The organism is Mesonia mobilis DSM 19841 (assembly GCF_000423405.1).
Taxonomy (GTDB): domain Bacteria; phylum Bacteroidota; class Bacteroidia; order Flavobacteriales; family Flavobacteriaceae; genus Mesonia; species Mesonia mobilis.
Map to the genome: position 1 here is coordinate 174,496 of NZ_AUHX01000005.1, position 17,729 is coordinate 192,224.

22 protein-coding genes are annotated in these 17,729 nt (G+C 35.8%); 8 read left to right on the forward strand and 14 right to left on the reverse strand.

Translation table 11 applies throughout. The annotated features are described in order from the left end of the window. Positions 1-21 precede the first annotated feature (21 nt). Genes G551_RS0105180 through G551_RS0105190 form a run of 3 tightly spaced genes read right to left on the reverse strand, consistent with a single transcriptional unit; the run spans position 22 to position 2,913 of the window. Positions 22-1,563 (reverse strand): PH domain-containing protein, encoded by a 1,542-nt coding sequence (locus G551_RS0105180; protein WP_027884552.1) that lies wholly within the window; start codon positions 1,561-1,563, stop codon positions 22-24. Next, a complete protein-coding gene (locus G551_RS15465; protein ID WP_051191281.1) occupies positions 1,556-2,086 on the reverse strand; it encodes a PH domain-containing protein in 531 nt (176 codons plus the stop codon). Before G551_RS15465 ends, G551_RS0105180 begins: the two co-directional genes overlap by 8 nt. Next, positions 2,074-2,913, reverse strand: a complete 840-nt coding sequence (locus G551_RS0105190; protein ID WP_027884553.1) for a 1,4-dihydroxy-2-naphthoyl-CoA synthase — start codon at positions 2,911-2,913, stop codon at positions 2,074-2,076. Before G551_RS0105190 ends, G551_RS15465 begins: the two co-directional genes overlap by 13 nt. 83 nt (positions 2,914-2,996) lie before the next feature. Between G551_RS0105190 and G551_RS0105195 the strand changes: the two genes are divergently transcribed. From G551_RS0105195 to G551_RS0105205, 3 genes are all read left to right on the forward strand, one after another. Further along, on the forward strand, positions 2,997-3,362 hold the full coding sequence (locus G551_RS0105195; protein ID WP_027884554.1) for a hypothetical protein: 366 nt from the start codon (positions 2,997-2,999) through the stop codon (positions 3,360-3,362). A gap of 76 nt (positions 3,363-3,438) precedes the next feature. Beyond that, a complete protein-coding gene (locus tag G551_RS0105200; protein WP_027884555.1) occupies positions 3,439-3,813 on the forward strand; it encodes a biotin/lipoyl-containing protein in 375 nt (124 codons plus the stop codon). Positions 3,814-3,949: 136 nt separating this feature from the next. Beyond that, a complete protein-coding gene (locus G551_RS0105205) occupies positions 3,950-4,489 on the forward strand; it encodes a hypothetical protein (protein ID WP_027884556.1) in 540 nt (179 codons plus the stop codon). Here G551_RS0105205 and G551_RS0105210 read toward each other — a convergent pair. From G551_RS0105210 to G551_RS0105235, 5 genes are all read right to left on the reverse strand, one after another. Next, the gene (locus G551_RS0105210) at positions 4,474-5,316 is read right to left on the reverse strand and encodes a CvfB family protein (RefSeq protein WP_027884557.1); all 843 of its coding nucleotides are present in this window, start codon (positions 5,314-5,316) and stop codon (positions 4,474-4,476) included. The two genes, G551_RS0105205 and G551_RS0105210, sit on opposite strands and share 16 nt — an antisense overlap. A gap of 133 nt (positions 5,317-5,449) precedes the next feature. Beyond that, positions 5,450-5,788, reverse strand: coding sequence for a DUF2853 family protein (locus G551_RS0105215; RefSeq protein ID WP_027884558.1), 339 nt, complete (start codon positions 5,786-5,788; stop codon positions 5,450-5,452). Between the two features lie 174 nt (positions 5,789-5,962). Continuing rightward, positions 5,963-7,705, reverse strand: coding sequence for a 2-succinyl-5-enolpyruvyl-6-hydroxy-3-cyclohexene-1-carboxylic-acid synthase (menD, locus tag G551_RS0105220; protein ID WP_027884559.1), 1,743 nt, complete (start codon positions 7,703-7,705; stop codon positions 5,963-5,965). Between the two features lie 356 nt (positions 7,706-8,061). Beyond that, positions 8,062-9,186, reverse strand: coding sequence for a chorismate-binding protein (locus tag G551_RS0105230; RefSeq protein WP_027884560.1), 1,125 nt, complete (start codon positions 9,184-9,186; stop codon positions 8,062-8,064). Positions 9,187-9,382: 196 nt separating this feature from the next. After that, on the reverse strand, positions 9,383-9,808 hold the full coding sequence (locus tag G551_RS0105235; RefSeq protein WP_027884561.1) for a PaaI family thioesterase: 426 nt from the start codon (positions 9,806-9,808) through the stop codon (positions 9,383-9,385). 106 nt (positions 9,809-9,914) lie between these two features. Between G551_RS0105235 and G551_RS0105240 the strand changes: the two genes are divergently transcribed. From G551_RS0105240 to G551_RS0105250, 3 genes are all read left to right on the forward strand, one after another. Then, positions 9,915-10,559 (forward strand): alpha/beta hydrolase, encoded by a 645-nt coding sequence (locus G551_RS0105240; RefSeq protein ID WP_027884562.1) that lies wholly within the window; start codon positions 9,915-9,917, stop codon positions 10,557-10,559. Then, positions 10,556-11,134: a hypothetical protein gene (locus tag G551_RS0105245; protein WP_027884563.1), complete on the forward strand. Its 579-nt coding sequence runs from the start codon at positions 10,556-10,558 to the stop codon at positions 11,132-11,134. Before G551_RS0105240 ends, G551_RS0105245 begins: the two co-directional genes overlap by 4 nt. Before the next feature lie 241 nt (positions 11,135-11,375). Next, a complete protein-coding gene (locus tag G551_RS0105250) occupies positions 11,376-11,588 on the forward strand; it encodes a PLDc N-terminal domain-containing protein (RefSeq protein ID WP_027884564.1) in 213 nt (70 codons plus the stop codon). Between the two features lie 95 nt (positions 11,589-11,683). Here the strand turns inward: G551_RS0105250 and mazG are convergent, their stop codons facing one another. From mazG to ruvX, 5 genes are all read right to left on the reverse strand, one after another. Beyond that, positions 11,684-12,457, reverse strand: a complete 774-nt coding sequence (mazG, locus tag G551_RS0105255; RefSeq protein WP_027884565.1) for a nucleoside triphosphate pyrophosphohydrolase — start codon at positions 12,455-12,457, stop codon at positions 11,684-11,686. Positions 12,458-12,807: 350 nt separating this feature from the next. Beyond that, positions 12,808-13,239, reverse strand: a complete 432-nt coding sequence (locus G551_RS0105260) for a DUF5606 family protein (RefSeq protein ID WP_027884566.1) — start codon at positions 13,237-13,239, stop codon at positions 12,808-12,810. Positions 13,240-13,296: 57 nt separating this feature from the next. Next, positions 13,297-13,887 carry a peptide deformylase gene (def, locus tag G551_RS0105265; protein WP_027884567.1) on the reverse strand — a complete coding sequence of 197 codons (591 nt, stop codon included), beginning with the start codon at positions 13,885-13,887 and terminating at the stop codon, positions 13,297-13,299. A gap of 25 nt (positions 13,888-13,912) precedes the next feature. After that, positions 13,913-14,281: a four helix bundle protein gene (locus G551_RS0105270; RefSeq protein ID WP_169558809.1), complete on the reverse strand. Its 369-nt coding sequence runs from the start codon at positions 14,279-14,281 to the stop codon at positions 13,913-13,915. A gap of 17 nt (positions 14,282-14,298) precedes the next feature. Further along, on the reverse strand, positions 14,299-14,703 hold the full coding sequence (ruvX, locus tag G551_RS0105275; RefSeq protein WP_027884569.1) for a Holliday junction resolvase RuvX: 405 nt from the start codon (positions 14,701-14,703) through the stop codon (positions 14,299-14,301). A 166-nt stretch (positions 14,704-14,869) separates the two neighbouring features. Between ruvX and G551_RS0105280 the strand changes: the two genes are divergently transcribed. Beyond that, on the forward strand, positions 14,870-15,685 hold the full coding sequence (locus G551_RS0105280; RefSeq protein ID WP_027884570.1) for a 2,3,4,5-tetrahydropyridine-2,6-dicarboxylate N-succinyltransferase: 816 nt from the start codon (positions 14,870-14,872) through the stop codon (positions 15,683-15,685). 76 nt (positions 15,686-15,761) lie between these two features. Beyond that, entirely contained in the window at positions 15,762-16,847 is a 1,086-nt protein-coding gene (locus G551_RS0105285; protein ID WP_027884571.1) for a glycosyltransferase family 9 protein, read from the forward strand. Here the strand turns inward: G551_RS0105285 and G551_RS0105290 are convergent. Continuing rightward, entirely contained in the window at positions 16,842-17,666 is an 825-nt protein-coding gene (locus G551_RS0105290) for a glycosyltransferase family 2 protein (RefSeq protein ID WP_027884572.1), read from the reverse strand. The genes G551_RS0105285 and G551_RS0105290 overlap by 6 nt on opposite strands. Between the last annotated feature and the right edge of the window lie 63 nt (positions 17,667-17,729).

The following is a 17,729-nucleotide window of genomic DNA, read 5'->3' on the forward strand; positions in this document are numbered from 1 at the left end:
AAGAAAAATAATTTTTGATAGTTACATCCACGCTTTTGTGGATGTTTCTATTTTATAGAAACTGTAATTTAGATTTTTCAATACTTCTTCGTGCACTAACGGAAATGACAGATCGCCCCCTGCGGTATGAAATTCTAAATTGTAAAGCTTGCGCTTTTTAAACCAAAGCGGTTGTTTAACCGTAACCGATTGCAATTTAAACAGCTCTAAAATTTCGGTTTCCTGATTCCAAATCCCTTGTTTTTTAATGATGAAGTTTTCGGTGAATTCAATTGCGACCGAATCGTAATACTTTTTATTTAAAAATACCGAAAGAGCAACGTAGATCAACACCATTGGTGCAATGATCTGCCACTCGTACCAAGAAAAAATAACCACCGGAATAAATGCGATCACCACCGGAATTAAACTCAGCATCACGCGTCTAACTATCAAAAGTCGATGCGGTTTGATCGCTTCGGAAGTTTCTTCTGCTCGGTTATATAAAAAAGTTTTTATTTTTTGAAGCTTCTCTTTTGCGAGTCCCGGAATTTTAATTTTTCCTTTTTGCGCCTGAATATTATCAGCGCTGCTAGCTAACGAAACTTCAGCTTCATAAAGATCTAATCGTTTCTGGATAGGATTGGTGCTTAACCTCAACAACTGAACACGTCTTGGTTTTAACGAAGTTCTTGTATTGGTTTTGAGACCCATTTCTAAATCTAAGCTCGATGTGGTTTGGGTAAGTGTTAAGTTGAAATATTTGATAAAAATTTCGATAGTAGAAATCACAATTCCCACCAGAAATGTAAAGATCAAAGCTGCGAACGCCACTAAGATGATGCCGGAACTATCTGAAAAATTCTCTGCGAGGTAATTGGCAGAATCTTCTACATAGGTATTTTCTATTTTCAGTTGATTCAATTCATTCATGATCGTACCGAAAAACAGAAAAATTAACCAAATTCCGCGTAGATAATTAGAGGTTAAGCCTAGTTTTAATAAATCGAAGATGCTGAGTTGGTGCTTCCATTCTACATTCTTCTTTTTAGATTTTGAAGTGTGTACCGCATCGGTTTCAACTTCAACATTATTTTCAATTTCGTCGGTGGTTTTTTCCGCAGCTAAATCCATTAAAATACTTCGTAAAGCATCTGCTTTTTCTTTAGAAAGCGCTTTAATGGTCACCTCTTTTTGCGAACTTCCGGCAGTATCGATCGCGACTTCATATACATTGATAATTCTCTGAACTATGGAACGTTTAAAATAAACTTGCTGAATTTTATCGAACGGGATATTGATAAATTCTGTAGAAAAAACTCCCTTTTGCAAGACAAATTCTTTCTGCTCGTAATCGATATGAAACTTGAATTTTTTGTAGTAAAAAAAACTATAAATAAGTGATAACAAACCTACAACGCCAAAACCCAATAAAATATAAAGTTTTGCCTTAGCATTGCTACTGAATAATAGGTAGGCAAATGAAATTAAAACCGCTTTTAACACCTTATAGAATGAAGATGTGAATATCACTAAAATTCCAATTTTAGATTGTAGCTGTGGTTTCGCAAAAGCCTTATTCATATTCTTCAACGGTTAATTTTTTTGCTACGGCTTCTTTTAAATTCACTGCTAAATTGGGTAACAAACCGGGAATACTCACATCACTTCCTTGTCCGCCGGCGGTAAAAATCTTCAAGGTTGAAATTCCTAAAGCTTTATCGAAAACTCCGCGAGAGATCGACACGTGCTGAATACGATTAAATGGGATTACTGTTGTTTTGGTGATTAAATAGCCTCGACGGTAAATAAGATCTTTTTCGCGCAAGGCATAGCCATATTTTTTTTGAAGTAAGGAAGCATTTAGGTAAGCAAAACCAAAAAACAACAAAAGAATCCCCAAGACTAAATACAAACTCCAATGCGCGGGTAAAAAATAAAACAGCACTCCCCAACCCGCCAAAAGTATGACCAGCCCAATGGTGATTTGGTAAAAACTTTTGGTTTGCTTTTTCTTAGAAATCGTTTCAAAATCTACTGCCTGATGATCAGGCAGTAGATCAATATTGATTTGTTGATTGGTAAACTCACTCTCTACGGAATCCATTTCTTATCGAAATTTGGTTGACGTTTTTCTAAAAATGCATTTCTACCTTCTTTTGCCTCGTCGGTCATATATGCTAAACGCGTTGCTTCACCGGCAAATACTTGTTGCCCTACCATACCGTCGTCGGTTAGGTTCATTGCAAATTTTAGCATTTTTATAGAAATTGGTGATTTTGCCAGCACTTCCTGCGCCCATTCGTAAGCCGTCGCTTCTAACTCGTCGTGCGGAACCACTGCATTTACCATTCCCATATCGAAGGCTTCCTGCGCCGAATAATTTCTTCCTAAAAAGAAGATTTCACGTGCTTTCTTTTGCCCTACCATTTTGGCTAAATAGGCAGAACCGTACCCCCCGTCGAAACTCGTTACATCGGCATCGGTTTGTTTAAAGATCGCGTGTTCTTTACTCGCCAACGTCATATCGCAAACGACATGTAAACTATGGCCGCCACCTACTGCCCAACCGGGAACTACACAAATCACCGCTTTGGGCATAAAACGTATTAAACGCTGTACTTCTAAAATATTTAAACGATGGTAACCGTCTTCTCCTACATAGCCTTCTTTACCACGTGCTTTTTGGTCGCCGCCGCTACAGAAAGACCACACGCCATCTTTGGTCGAAGGACCTTCGGCAGAAAGTAGCACCACTCCTATCGAGGTATCTTCGTGGGCGTCGTGAAAGGCATCTAATAATTCACTCGTAGTTTTTGGACGAAACGCATTTCGAACATTGGGTCTATTAAAAGCTATTCTTGCTACACCATTCGATTTTTTATAGGTAATATCGTCGTATTCTTTAGCAGTCTCCCACTTTATTTCACTCATAATTTTGGTATTTATTTCTGTAAAATTACGGTTTTAAATCAAAATTGTGTAATTTTAAAGGTATACTTATTATTTCAGTAAAGATGAAAAACTTATTGTTTTTGGGAGTTCTGCTTTTCGGAATTCAATTAACGGCACAAGAGCGTCTTACCCGATTTTCTACGCCGAAAGATTCGTTGAATTTTATTCACAAGAATTTTAAACCTATTCAATTGACCAAACATTTACAAAATATAGGTTATGGTGAGCAAAATGATCTTTATTATTTCCCGATAAGAGAAAGAGTGAGTAATTATAGGTTTAAATATACAGCTAATGATGTCGCAGAATATTTATTTGTTGAGCGACCGCTTTTACGACAAATGAACCCGAATTATAATTATGTAGGAAGTCAGCTTTCTGATCCTAACTATATTTATACACTTTCTTATTGTGATTTTCAATACTGATAAAAAAGTTGGCAACTTAGAAATTTGAAGCATATTTAGCTCGATTACATTTGTTCGTTGTCACTAATTTGAAAACATGATCAAATCCTTAATTCATAAATTATTTCAATCTTCTAAAAAAAGAAATGAAATTTTAAATGAACTAAAAAGTAATCAAAATATTCAAACTCAAAGTAAAACTGACTTCAATCAAGCTGATTTTAAGTTGAAGAAAGGAAAAGTTGAAACAATCTATTCGCCAAATTTAGGAAATCAAAAAGGTTTAATATTGAAAAAATGGTATGTTGAACCAGATGATCTCGTAAAACATGGAGATATTATTTGTCTTATTGAAAATGAAAATATTACCATGGAATTTGAAAGCTTTTATAGCGGAAAAATAATTTCAACTTGTAAGCTAAATCAAAATCTATCGAACGGAACCGAACTTTTTAAAATAGAAGGTATTTAGAATATTAGAATCTGATAGATTATCTTTCAGATCAAAGACAACCTACAAGAATAACAGACTCAACTTTTTAAGTATTAACCTTCAAAAATTCTATTTTAGCATCATATTTGATACCTTTAAAGCGTAAAAGAAACTTATGAATTTTAGAAACTTCCTCTTCGTTTTGCTCATTGGCTGCTCGGCTTATGCTCAGGAGTTAGAAGATCCTAATCTTTTTGCGACCAATAATCAAATTATAAGAGCAAATCTATATAGTGGTCGCGCGGTTTCTTTATCGCAATTTGATGGCTACATTAAACCGGAGCGCACGCAGTTTACGCTTCCGCAAGGTAATGTGTATGAAGATGAATACAATCGTGAAATTAATATGATGGCGATTGCAGAATCTGAACGCTGGAAACGCCAAAGTGGCATAGTCGATATGGATTTCCCTACGCGACAGTTACAACAAATTAATAGTAATGTTCAGGTATTTTACAATAACCGAGAGAATTTTAAATACCGTACCAACTTTAACATGAATTACGACGGGCAACGCACTCCCGATGGTGGTATACGTAATGAAGTATATCAAGATGTGAGTCAGCCGCTCATTAATCCTTATTATATGCGTGGATTTTCGCCTTATCAGCGAAGAAGAGGTTCCGGTAATTTTGGATTTTACATGACTAGGTGAATGCCATCGTCTTCAATCGAAATCAGTCGTTCTTTGTAAAGCATTCCTATCGCCTTTTTAAAACTCTTTTTACTCATTTCTAATCTCGCTTTGATATCTTCAGGGGAAGATTTATCGGTAAGTGGTATAAAGCCTTTATTCATTTCCAGCTCATTCATCACAGCATCGGCATTAGGTTCTATGCTACGATAACCGGGACGCTGTAAGGTAATGTCGATCTTATTATCTTTTCTAGTTTTCTTTACCCAACCGGTTAATTTATCTCCGGTTTTTAAGTCTTGAAAAACATCGTCGTGGTACACTAAACCTTGGTGCAACTCATTCACGATTAAATTGAAACCAATCTCTGTTTTATTCGTTACAATTAAATCTACTTTCTCGTAAGGTTCTACGGTAAGTTCGGTATTATCTAAGAAATGATTTACTTTACTTGAAGCCGTTAAACGTTGGGTTTCTTCATCTAAATAGCAAAAAATTAAATAATGCTCCCCTTCTTTCATAGGGTAAGCTTGCTCTTTAAACGGAACAAATAAATGCTTTTCTAAACCCCAATCTAAAAAGGCACCCATTTTATTAGCATCGACACATTCTAAAAAAGCAAATTCATCTAATTGAACGTAAGGCTGTAAAGTAGTTGCTACCGGACGCTCATCGTGATCTAAATACACGAAAACCTCTAGCTCATCACCAATTTCAAAACTCTCTGGTTTATATTTATTGGGTAATAAAACTTCATTTTCTTTCTCTCCGCTATCGTCTTTTAAAAAAAGTCCGGGGGGAGTGTCGCGATCTATCGTTAAGGTATGGTATTCACCAATGCTAAGCATAATACTAATTTAGGTTGCAAAGATACGTGCTTTTTAGACACAAAAATGCCCAAAAAGCAAAAGAAATCCGTTTCGGTCATCACGTCATCTGCAATCATTTCTTTTTCCTCTTGGGCGGGGCAGTTGTTAACTTTTATTTAAAAAGCTGTTCTTTATTATAGTGTTTCGTCAATAAATAATAGACTACTACTCGATGCTTATTGCGGTTCGATTTTCCATATTTTTCAATGACGGCATTGATTCCCACATTTAGCTCATCGGTATCTTCGAGGCCTAATTTCTTTACCAAAAAGTTTTTTCGAACACGATCTAATTCTTCTTGATCTGATGATGAAACGGTATTAGCATCACTGTTATAAATCGAAGGCCCCATGCTTTCGGCAATCTTTCGAAGCAGATCGACATCAGGATTATCTTCAATCTTATTTACATCTTCAATGTATTGTCCTACTTTCTCATCTAGTTTACTCATAACAATTTCTGATTTTTTAGTTGAAATAAAATTACATAAATCATCTGCTAGAAACTGTTATCAATTCGCTAAATAACAAGGTTTTAAGAAGTACTGTTAAGAAAATGAAATATTAAAAATTAAACTTATTTGATGAAACCTTGAATCAAGTTCAAGGTGACGTCGTTATAGCTTTTAATCTTTCGGTAGTAATACTTTGAAGTAATTTTTTAAGTATTGATCGTTTTCTTCTCGAGGTGTAAAAATTTCTAAAATTTTAGGTTGATCGCCTTCCGCATAAAACTGAATCAATTCTTCTTTTAAACTAGCTTTATCGGTGGCTGCTTGGTAAGTAAAACCATACATTTCAGCTAAATGATTTGCTCTCAAATTATGCGTAGTTTCAAAAAAGGTTGAAAAATGCTCGGTTTCTTTAGCTCCGGGTAAAATTCTAAAAATTCCGCCGCCTTGGTTATTGATGATAATAATTCTGAAACTCTTCGGAATATAATTATTCCACAACGCATTGCTATCATAAAAGAAACTTACATCTCCCGTAATTAACGTCGTAGGAAATTTTGCTTTTACCGCAGCGCCTACGGCTGTTGAAGAACTGCCATCAATTCCGCTTGTTCCGCGGTTACAATACACCTGTAAACTTGGATACAGTCGAAATAATTGCGCATACCTCACCACACTACTATTAGAGAGATGAACCACCTGTTGCTCGGGCATTTGCTGTAATACCTGACGAAAAGCTTGTAGATCACAAAACGGAATTTCTTCCATATATTTATCGTGATGCACATCGCGTTGCGCATTTACTTGTAACCATTTATCTCGATAATCACTTTCAACAGGCTGCGTTGAAGGAAGAAACTTGCTAAAAAACTCATTCGCACTCACATCCAAATGTTTATTCAAACAGAAAAAAGTATCGAAAGCTTTCTTTGCATCGACATGCCAATGTTGTTGGGGTTGATAAGTGCGTAAAAAAGCTTTTACCTTTTTGGAGATAATGAGTCCGCCAAAAGTCAATAAAATATCCGGTTGCAATTGTTCAAATTCTTCTTCTCGAGATGCTGAAGCTTCAATCGGAGCGATAATTTTATCGATTCTCGTAATGAATTTCTCGTGGTGTAAATTAGAAGTTGTTTCTGTAAATACCAATACAGAAGGATCTTCTGCCAATTCATCTAAAAACTTTTGCTCTACGGCATTGGGTTTATTTACTCCCACTAAAACCAATTTCCGCTTTGCCTTATTCCACATTTCAGCATAAGATTGTAATGCTTTTTCTGAGGTCGTTTTTGGTTCTCGAATCGGTTCTATGGTTAACGGATTTACCGTTGGCTTTTCAACTAAATGATATAAAGGCTCGTAAAACGGAGCGTTGATATGCACGGGACCATTTTGCTCGATCGCCGTATTTAAGGCTAAATTAATTTCACGTTCGTTATGTTTTTGCGCTTCAAAAAGCTTTTGTTTAAGCTTAGGGTCAATGGGTACTGCTTCTTCCAAAACTAATTCTGAGTACAAATTAGCGGAATATAAAATATGATTTTGATAGACGTTTTTTTGTCGAATAGTTTGCCCATCACCAATATCGATACGCTCTACAGGACGATCGGCAGAAATTACCACCAAGGGCACATCGCTATAAAAAGCTTCGGCAATGGCCGGATAATAATTTAACAACGCACTCCCGGAAGAACAACATAAAGCCACCGGCTCTTGCAATTGCTGCGCTAACCCCAAGGCAAAAAATGCCGCCGAACGTTCATCGACAATACTATAGGCTTCCATCTCTGGATGATTGGAAAAACTGATCGTTAAAGGTGCATTGCGTGAACCCGGAGAGATCACAACGTGTTTTATTCCTTTAGACAAACATAATAAGGTAATCGATTGGGCAAGCGGTATGCTGGAGTATTGCATTGTTTTTATAGAATTTTCTCCTACAAAAATACGGCTTATTCGTTAATTTATCTGTGCGTTTATAAGTTTTTGTATGGTTTGCTTCAAGCAAAAACTTTGTTTGAATTATGGATTTTAAAACAAAAACTAAAGAAATTACGTTTACCTATGAAACCTCAATACCTTTCATCAACTTGAAAGATTTTCAAATTTCTATAGTATAATCATGATTATTCTCGTCATTCCGGACTTGATCCGGAATCTCATCCTACTTTGAAAAAAAATACGGATCATATGATCATGAAATAACACTTCGACTCCGCTCAGTGTGACAACCTATTTAATAAAAAGCTCAAACCTCATCTTTAACTTCTAACTTAAAGAACTTTCTGCATCGTTTCTGCTTTTCTAAGTGTTTCTTCCCACTCGGCATTTGGGTTCGAATCTATTGTGATTCCGCCGCCAATGTAGAGCATCGCTTTGTTTTCTAGGAGTTGCATACAACGTAAATTCACGTATAAATTAGATTGTCGCTCGATTAAGTTAAAAGCTGAATTTTCTACATTTCGCTTTCGAGGATTTCGAGGTTTTTCTACCTGGATATTCAATTCTCCCACATAGCCTGAATAAAACGTACGATCGTAAGCTTCTTCTTTTAAAATGAATTCTTTCGCCATTTGTTTAGGCAAACCACAAACCGCCGGTGTTGGGTGCAAACTGGTCACAATTTCAGCTAAACTATCTTTTAGAAAAACTCCGCTAATATCAGTTTTTAAATGGACTACATTTCCTGCGCGATGGGTATGCACTTCTGAAATTTGCAAACGCTCGATCCCTTCAATAGTTGTTAATGCATTCTCGATAGTTCGGGTAACAATGGCTTGCTCTTCTTTTTCTTTTTCGCCCCAAGAAACATCGGTAGTTCCTTCAAAAACCTGTGTTCCCGCTAATGCCATCGTTTTAAAACGATTATTTTGCGTTTTCACTAAGGTTTCCGGTGTGGCTGCCAACCATAAGCCTACCTGCGGATGGTACCAACAATACACAAAAGCCGTCGGATAATTTTTCAGTAATCGCTTAAAATATTCGATGGGTTGTGTTTTTACCACTAAAACTTGTTTTCTGGAAAGTACGACTTTTTCTAATGCTGAATTTTTAATGGCTTCAACTCCTTTTTCCACTAAATTTTCATGAAAGTTTTTTTGCTGAAGCGTGGTTTCGAAAGTGGTCGTAGAAGTTGTTTTTTCCGAAATTAGCTCTTCCGCAGCATAATTCAGCTTCGAAAATTCAGCTTTTTTTCGATCAAAAAAAATGGTGTTCTGTTGATCATCAAACGGAGCGAATACAAAACCTTCTTGCTGAAAGTTTTCTAAATATTCTAATTTAGCGTCCTGCTGAAGTTGCAAGTGAAGCTCATCACTATTGGGATGACGATAAGCCACAAAAGGTAATTGTGCTTCGAGTTGTTGTTCTAATTTTTGAAAATATATAGGTAGGGTCATTTGGATTTTTTAAATTTGAAATACATTTCAACTATAAGATGCTTGTCAACTGTTTCTTACGATAATCTGAACTTTTTTAATTCTCAATGAAACTTTAGTTTCAGGTTCTCACTTAGATTATTATCTAGCAGGATAAGATTCTGAATTAAATTCAGAATGACGCAGCTTTACTTATTATATTCTCTTAATTCCACAGTTACTTTTTCTTGGGTAGGGCAATGGTGGTTAATTTTACGGCAGAAATTAAGTTGTCTTCGACATCTCGAATTTTAATATCCCAAACCTGTGTGGTTTTGCCTTTGTGTATAAATTCGGCACGCGCAAACACCTCTCCGCTGGCGATACTTTTTACGTGATTAGCAGAAATTTCGATACCGCGAATATAGAAATGCTCTCCGTCTAAAAAGATAAAACTGGCCGCACTCCCCACACTTTCTGCGAGTGCTACCATCGCACCACCGTGCAATACGCCATCGGGTTGGTGTACTTTTGGAGTCACCGGCATTTTTGACACCAGAAAATCTTTACCAACATCGATAAATTCTATCTCTAAGGTTTCCATTAAAGTGTTTTTGCACATTTTTGCACAACCGGCTAGTATTTCTTCTTTAGAATATTTCATTTTTTAATATCTCTATAAAATCTTATTACATAATTGAAATTAAATATTTAGTTTCGAAAAATATCTAAATCTCGATGATCGAGTAAAAATACAAAATAGCAACTACATGGCGACCGAAGAAAAAAAAGTTTCATACACGACCACCAATTCTTATTCTACTAGAAATAAATTGACTTCAGCAACTAAAAACGTTTGGTTTTGCTGCCACGGACTCGGTTTTTTAAGTCGGTATTTTATTCAATATTTTAACGGATTGGATGCCGATGAGAATTATATTATCGCTCCGCAAGCACCTTCTAAATATTATCAAAAATCAGATTTTAAGCACGTAGGAGCCAGTTGGCTTACGCGTGAAGAAACAAAACAAGAAACTGAAAATGTGTTGAATTACTTAGATGCGGTTTTTGCTTCGGAAGAAATACCTGAAGATAAACGATTGATTTTGCTTGGCTATTCGCAAGGCGTTTCGGTAGCGATGCGTTGGTTGGCTTCTCGAAAATTAAATGTGGATACCTTGGTGATCCATTCCGGCGGGATCCCGAAAGAATTGAGTCCGCAAGACTTTGATTTTTTAACCACAACTCAGGTTGAAGTGTGGTACGGCACCGAAGACGAATATTTAACCGAAAAACGACTTAATGAAGAAACCCGTCGCGCCAAAGAAATGTTCGGAGAAGCTTTAAAAATCGTTCCGTTTGAAGGAAAACATGTTGTGAATCGCGAATTAATCAATCAACTCGGAAACTTATGAAAGCCTCTAAAACCTATTTAAAAGGAAAATCTGTTTTTGTTGTTTCTGCTATAGTGATCGCCGTTACTTCGCTTACCGTTTATTTTACTGGCATTCATTACCAGAGAAGTGTAAATGATAACCTGCTCATTTCCTTATCGATCATTGCGATCGTACTATTCGTATTTATAACCTACGGACTTTTTAAAGGAATTGGTTTGGTGAATAATTTTCCGAAGTTTAAAAAATTTAAGTCCGGCGAGATGATTGATCTCCCGGTGGGTAAAAATTCGGTTTCTAGTGTTGATGTCGGCGACGGTATTGAAGGTTTACTCTTCTCTATTGTTTCTTGGATTTTACTCACCATCGCTTTCGTGATCTTCCTCGTTTTTCTTGAAGCTGTTTTATGGTTATCGATCTTCGTGATTCTTGCAATGTTGTATTGGGTTTTCTTTCGAGCTTTAAAATTGGTATTTAGCAAAGCTAAAATTACTCAGGGACACTTCTTCAAGTCGATTGCTTTTGCCTTAGGCTATACTTTACTTTACACCGGATGGATTTTTGCAATTGTTTTTATTGCTGAACAACTAGGCTAGGAATTAGGTATTAGGTATTAGGTATTAGGTATTAGGTATTAGGAAAGTTTTATGTTTTGAATTCAATGCAAAGCTTTTACATTCAAACTTTTCAAAAGTTATTTTTTATACTTCGCAAGACGTGATGCCGCATCAAATCCGGGATGACGAAAACGAGTCAGCTTCAACTTCAAATTCAGTTTCATATTCTTTTTAGTTGCCCTTTTTGTTTTATATATTTGAATCTATAAACAATTTATACATGATATTAATCGATGCCCATACTCGTACAGGATTGTTAATTTTATATGCAGCAATGACTATAAATGCGATTTATCTAGCCTTAAAATATGAGAAACAGCACATGAAAGTCATTTGGAGTCTTCTAGCTATATTTTTACCATTGCTGGGTAGTGCTTTATATTTAATACAGTTTCAAATTAACAAAAAAGAACTTCGAGGCATTAAAAGTTAGAGTGATGCGATTCGGGATCAGATCCGGAATGAAGAAAAAGAATCAGCTTCGACTTCAACTTCAGTTTCGATTTCATTTTCAACTTCAATTTCTAGTTAAGCCTTTTTCGCTTCTTCCCAAAAGACGTCCATTTCTTCTAAGGTCATTTCTTTTAACGATTTCTTATTTTCTTTGGCTTTTTCTTCTAAATACTGAAAGCGTTTAATGAATTTTTTATTGGTACGTTCTAAAGCATTTTCAGGATTGATGTTGAGAAATCTAGCATAATTGATCATCGAGAATAAGACATCGCCAAATTCTGCTTCGATCAAATCTTGATTTTGTTGGTTCACTTCTTCCTGAAGTTCTTCTAATTCTTCTTTTACTTTTTCAAACACCTGTTGTGGCTCTTCCCAATCAAAACCAACTCCGGCTACTTTATCTTGAATTCTACTGGCTTTTACCAAAGCCGGCAACGAGCGTGGTACACCTTCTAATACACTTTTTTTGCCTTCTTTAAGTTTTAGGTTTTCCCAGTTTTTCTTGACATCTTCTTCATTTTCTACTTCCACATCTCCGTAAATATGCGGGTGGCGAGAAATGAGTTTCTCACAAATACTATTGGCAACATCGGCAATATCGAAGCTTTTTTTCTCGCTTCCGATTTTTGAATAGAAAACAATGTGCAACAATACATCACCCAGTTCTTTCTTCACTTCTTCGAGATCGTTATCTAAAATAGCATCTCCAAGCTCATAGGTTTCTTCGATGGTTAAGTGTCGAAGGGTTTCCATAGTTTGTTTGCGATCCCAAGGACAATGTTCGCGAAGTTCATCCATGATCGTGAGTAAACGGTCAAAAGCTTGTAGTTGGTCTTTTCTAGTATTCATTTTTTGAAAAATTTGGAAGTTTAAAAGTACAATTTATTGAGTAGAGTTGAGTGGTGAGATTTTAGTATTACCCTTCCGTCATTCCTTCGGAATGCCACCTTCCCTAGTTTTAGGGAAGGAATTTTTAATTTTAACTTAAAACGGCTTCAAGATAACGGCATTTTTTAAAGCAGTAAGGAGTTTGCAAGAGGAATAGCAGCGGCATCCTTTTTTGTTTATAAAAGCTTCTCGACTCCGCTCGAAGTGACAATCAAAAAAGATATAACGAATAGCCCGGCCCGTTAGGGCTTGCCATAAAAAAAACCTTGCAAATCATTACAAGGCTTCCTGTTTTGAAATAGTAAAAAAATTTATTCTTCTTCTGAAGAAGTTTCTTCTTTAGCTTCAGCTTCCGGTTCAGAGAAATCGGTGATTCCTGCGTTTACCAAAATGTTATACCACTGAAATACTTTTTTAATATCGCTTGCATACACGCGATCTTCATCGTATTCCGGTAAAATTTCTTTGAAATATTCTTCTAATTTTGCTTTAGATTCTTTGTGGCTAATGGCTTCTTTACCATCTTCCTTTTCTGCAATTTTTTCAAAAACCGCTCTTAAAGGAACTTCTTCTGTATAAGTATACATTGCAATTTCACTAAGCATGCTCACATTATGGCGCACGTTTACCGATATTTTTTTGCCATCTGCTAACGATTCTGCCACAAAACCACCACGGGTTTGCGCTTTTAATTCATACAATCCCGGTTTTCCTGAAATAGCTAATACTTTTTCTAAACTCATGTTTTAATTTTTTTAAAGGTCGCAAATATCTAATCTCTTGGTTTATTTACAAAAAGATTAGCGTGCTTTTTTTGCATTAGGAAAGCGCATTCTGTAATCTACACGAATGTCGCCTTTGCTTATTTTTTGTAATTTACTCTTAATGAGACGTTTCTTTAAGGTTGACAGTTTATCGGTAAATAAAATACCTTCTATATGATCATACTCGTGCTGAATTACTCTTGCCGCCAAACCATCGTAAGTTTCGGTATGTTTATTAAAGTCTTGATCGTAATATTCGATGGTGATTTCTGGTCTTCTAAACACGTCTTCACGCACATCGGGAATACTTAAACAGCCTTCGTTAAATGCCCACTCATCTCCTACTTCTTCTACAATGGTTGGATTGATAAAGGCTTTCTTTAATGACTTTAATTGTGCTTGATCTTCTGCGCTCAAGTCTTCATCTTCTGCAAAAGGTGCCGCATCGATCACAAATAACCGAATTGGTAAACCAATTTGCGGAGCAGCAATACCAACCCCGTAAGCTGCATACATGGTTTCGAACATATTTTCGATAAGCTCGTTAAGCTTAGGATAATCTTGCGGGATCTCTTTGGCTTTTTTCTTTAACACGGGATCTCCGTAAGCGACAACTGGTAATATCATTTTTAAATTTTATATTTTGTACTGATTATTTTAAATTTTTCTGAATCGTTTTTCTTGAAGCTATAAAAATAGAGGTTAATTCTTTAGCTTCTTTTATAAGTTGATCCAAATTTTTATTGGGTAAATTTTCATCCAAAGCAAATTCTAACCAAAAGATACATTCATCTGATTCTTCAATTACAATACTTAATTTTGAAACGAAACCTCTTTTTGATTGAGATAAGCAAGCCGCTCTATAATTAGCTGCGACAGAGGTTGAACACCTTGTTAATTGTCTTTTGATATGAATTCCTAAAACCGACGATGGTAAATCGAGTGAATACTTCACACACTGATGAGCGAATTTTTTAGTTCTATTTTTTAATATTTCACTATTCAATTCAGTAATAATCAATATTAATTAATAAATTATCAATATAAATACGACTGTAAAATAATCGTGGCACTAATTTCGTCTACTAAAGCTTTATTGCGGCGTTGCTTTTTTTTGAGTCCGCTATCGATCATGGTTTGTACGGCCATTTTAGACGTAAAACGTTCATCGACACGTTCTACCTTCATCTGCGGAAATTTTTCAGCAAACTTTTTTAAAAACTCCTGAATAAATTCTTCACTTTGTGAAGCCGCACCGTCGCGTTGTTTGGGTTCACCTACCAACACCAATTCTACTTTTTCTTTAGAAAAATAATCTTCTAAAAAAGAAATAAGCTTAGGTGTTTCTACCGTGGTTAAACCTGAAGCGATCATCTTTAACTCGTCGGTTACTGCAACACCAGTACGTTTAGTTCCGAAATCTAGGGCCAAAATTCTAGCCATATTCAATTTTTTGGCAAAGGTAACACATCTACAGGTTTTACCCTAAAATACAAGTTGATAATGCGTTTAGGGTTGAAATAATTCAGCATCTATAAGAACAATCAAGTATTTAAACCGATACTTTGCTTTTGAAAAGGAAGCCTTATATTTGCGCAAAATTTTACCAATGGAAGACTTAAAAAATACAATTTTAGAAGCTTGGGATAACCGAGAACTTTTAAAAGAAGATAAAACCCAACAAGCCATTCGACAAGTAATTAATTTGATCGATGCCGGAGAATTACGTACGGCAGAGCCTACTGCAGACGGCTGGCAAGTAAACGAATGGGTAAAAAAAGGCGTGGTGTTATATTTTCCGATCCAGAAAATGGAAACCTTAGAAGCAGGAATTTTTGAATACCACGATAAAATGCCTTTAAAAACCGGCTATAAAGAAAAAGGGATTCGTGTCGTACCAAACGCAGTAGCAAGACACGGCGCTTATATTTCTAGCGGTGTAATTATGATGCCAAGTTATGTAAATATTGGTGCTTACGTAGATGAAGGAACCATGGTCGATACTTGGGCAACGGTAGGAAGTTGTGCCCAAATCGGTAAAAACGTTCACCTTTCTGGTGGTGTTGGTATTGGTGGGGTTTTAGAGCCTTTACAAGCTTCTCCCGTAATTATCGAAGACAATGCATTTTTAGGTTCTAGAAGTATTGTGGTTGAAGGTGTTCGTGTAGAAAAAGAAGCTGTTTTAGGTGCCAATGTAGTATTAACGGCTTCTACCAAAATTATTGATGTAACCAGCGATGAGCCTGTTGAAATGAAAGGTGTAGTACCGGCACGTTCGGTAGTGATCCCTGGTTCTTATACCAAGAAATTTCCGGCAGGAGAATTTAACGTTCCTTGTGCTTTAATTATCGGAAAACGTAAAGAAAGTACGAACAAAAAAACTTCTTTAAACGACGCGCTTAGAGAATATGATGTAGCGGTTTAAACTTTAGAATATTATCTTTAAAACCTTCTCGCTAGTGAGAAGGTTTTTTTATTTTTATGATTTTCATTTTTTGCTTATGAATACTTCCAAACTGACTTTAACTCATGCTAAATACTTGATTATCCAGCAGAAAATGATTGGTGATGTGCTTACCTCTTCGATTTTATGTGAAGCGATTAAAAAGAAAAATCCGAATGCTGAAGTTCATTTTTTAGTCAACCAACATACCATTCCGGTAATTGAAAACCACCCTTACATTGATAAAATGGTCGTTTTCACGAAAGAAGTTGAAAAGTCGACCGCAAAGTTTTTTCAATTTCTTCAGCAAATAAAAAAAGAGCACTACGATGTTGTGATCGATGTTTATTCGAAACCTGCAAGTACCCTTATTGGGAAATTTTCTGGAGCTGCACTTAAAATTGGTTACCAAAAATGGTATACAAAGTTAGCCTACAATGAACTTTACACCTATAAAGCAAAAGCAGAAACTCAGGCAGGTTTAGCGATTGAAAATAGGATGCATCTGCTACAATCTCTAGATAAATCTTATGCTAAAGAATTAAAACCAAAAATTTATTTAACCGAAGCAGAAATAGCTTCCGCCAAAAAAATACTTCAGCAAGAAAATTTAGCAGACAAAGATTTATTAATGATCGGGGTTTTGGGGTCTTCAGAAGAAAAAAGTTATCCGCTACCCTATTTAGCCAAAGTTTTAGATACGATTGTTGAAACTACGGATGCAGAATTGTTATTCAATTATATTCCGAAACAACTTACAACTGTTCAAAAACTGGTAAATCTCTGTGAACCGGAAACTCAAAAACGCATTCATCTTTCGATCTACGGCAAAAGTTTGCGAGATTTTATGGCATTAACTTCTCTTTGTAAAGCTTTTATCGGGAATGAAGGTGGCGCGGTGAATATGGCAAAAGCCTTAGACATACCTACCTTTTCTATATTTGCACCATTTACTAAACGGGCAGCTTGGGCCCTCTATGAAAATGCCAAAAATGTCAGCGTACACTTAGAAGATTACCAACCGGAAACTTACGGCGAATTGAGTTTAAAAGAGATAAGAAAAGATGCTTCTAAGTATTACCAGTTTTTTAAAGCCGAATATTTTCTAGAAAAATTGAAAAATTACTTAAAGGAGGTTTTATAATTTCTCGATCCCGAATGGTGTTTTGATGATTCTTTTTTGTTTCGTCTCTTTACGAATAGCCAAATTTGCGTCTAAAGATTCTTTAGTTTTGTAACCTCTCGCGTGATCTAAATGTAAACATAGTGCTCGATGACGTATTTGTTTACCTTTTACACCAAGGTTTTCTAAACGTTCTCCCAGTTCACGATCGGGACCGCCGTAACGCATTCGCTCGTCGTAACCGTTTATAGCGATTAGGTCTTCTTTCCAAGCGGAAGAATTACAATTATTAAACGAAGCATTTGAGGGTGTAAATGTATCTAAAAGTTTAGAAACTAACTCTCCGCTAGCTAATTTTCGTTGTTGAGAAGAACCTAAATTACCATTCTGTTTAAGCCAAGTTACATCAAAACAATCGCCTGAAATTATATGTTCTTTTTGAATAAACGTACTTAATTCCATATCCAACTTACAATAACCTCCAGACAAAAAACGTCCTTTTTCAGCATAAATCGCGTGACGTTTTAGAAAATCATTTTTAGGTATACAATCACCATCGGTAAAAACAATGTATTCATTTTTTGCAGCTACGATCGCATTATTTAATATAGTTTGGCGTCGATAGCCTTGATCTTCGTGCCAAAGATGAGTAATAGGAACCGGAAAATCTTTTTTAAATTTTTCAATTAGATGTTTAGTTTCTTCTGTAGAACCATCGTCTGCAACTATAATCTCGAAGTCTTTATAATTTTGAACACTGTAACCGTAAAGCACTTTTTCAAGCCATTCAACGGCATTATAAGTCGCAACAATTAAAGTAATTTTAGGTAATGATTCCATTTAATTTTTTAAGAAATAAGTCTAATTAAAAGTCAAAAGTAATTATTTTTGAGAATTTCTTTT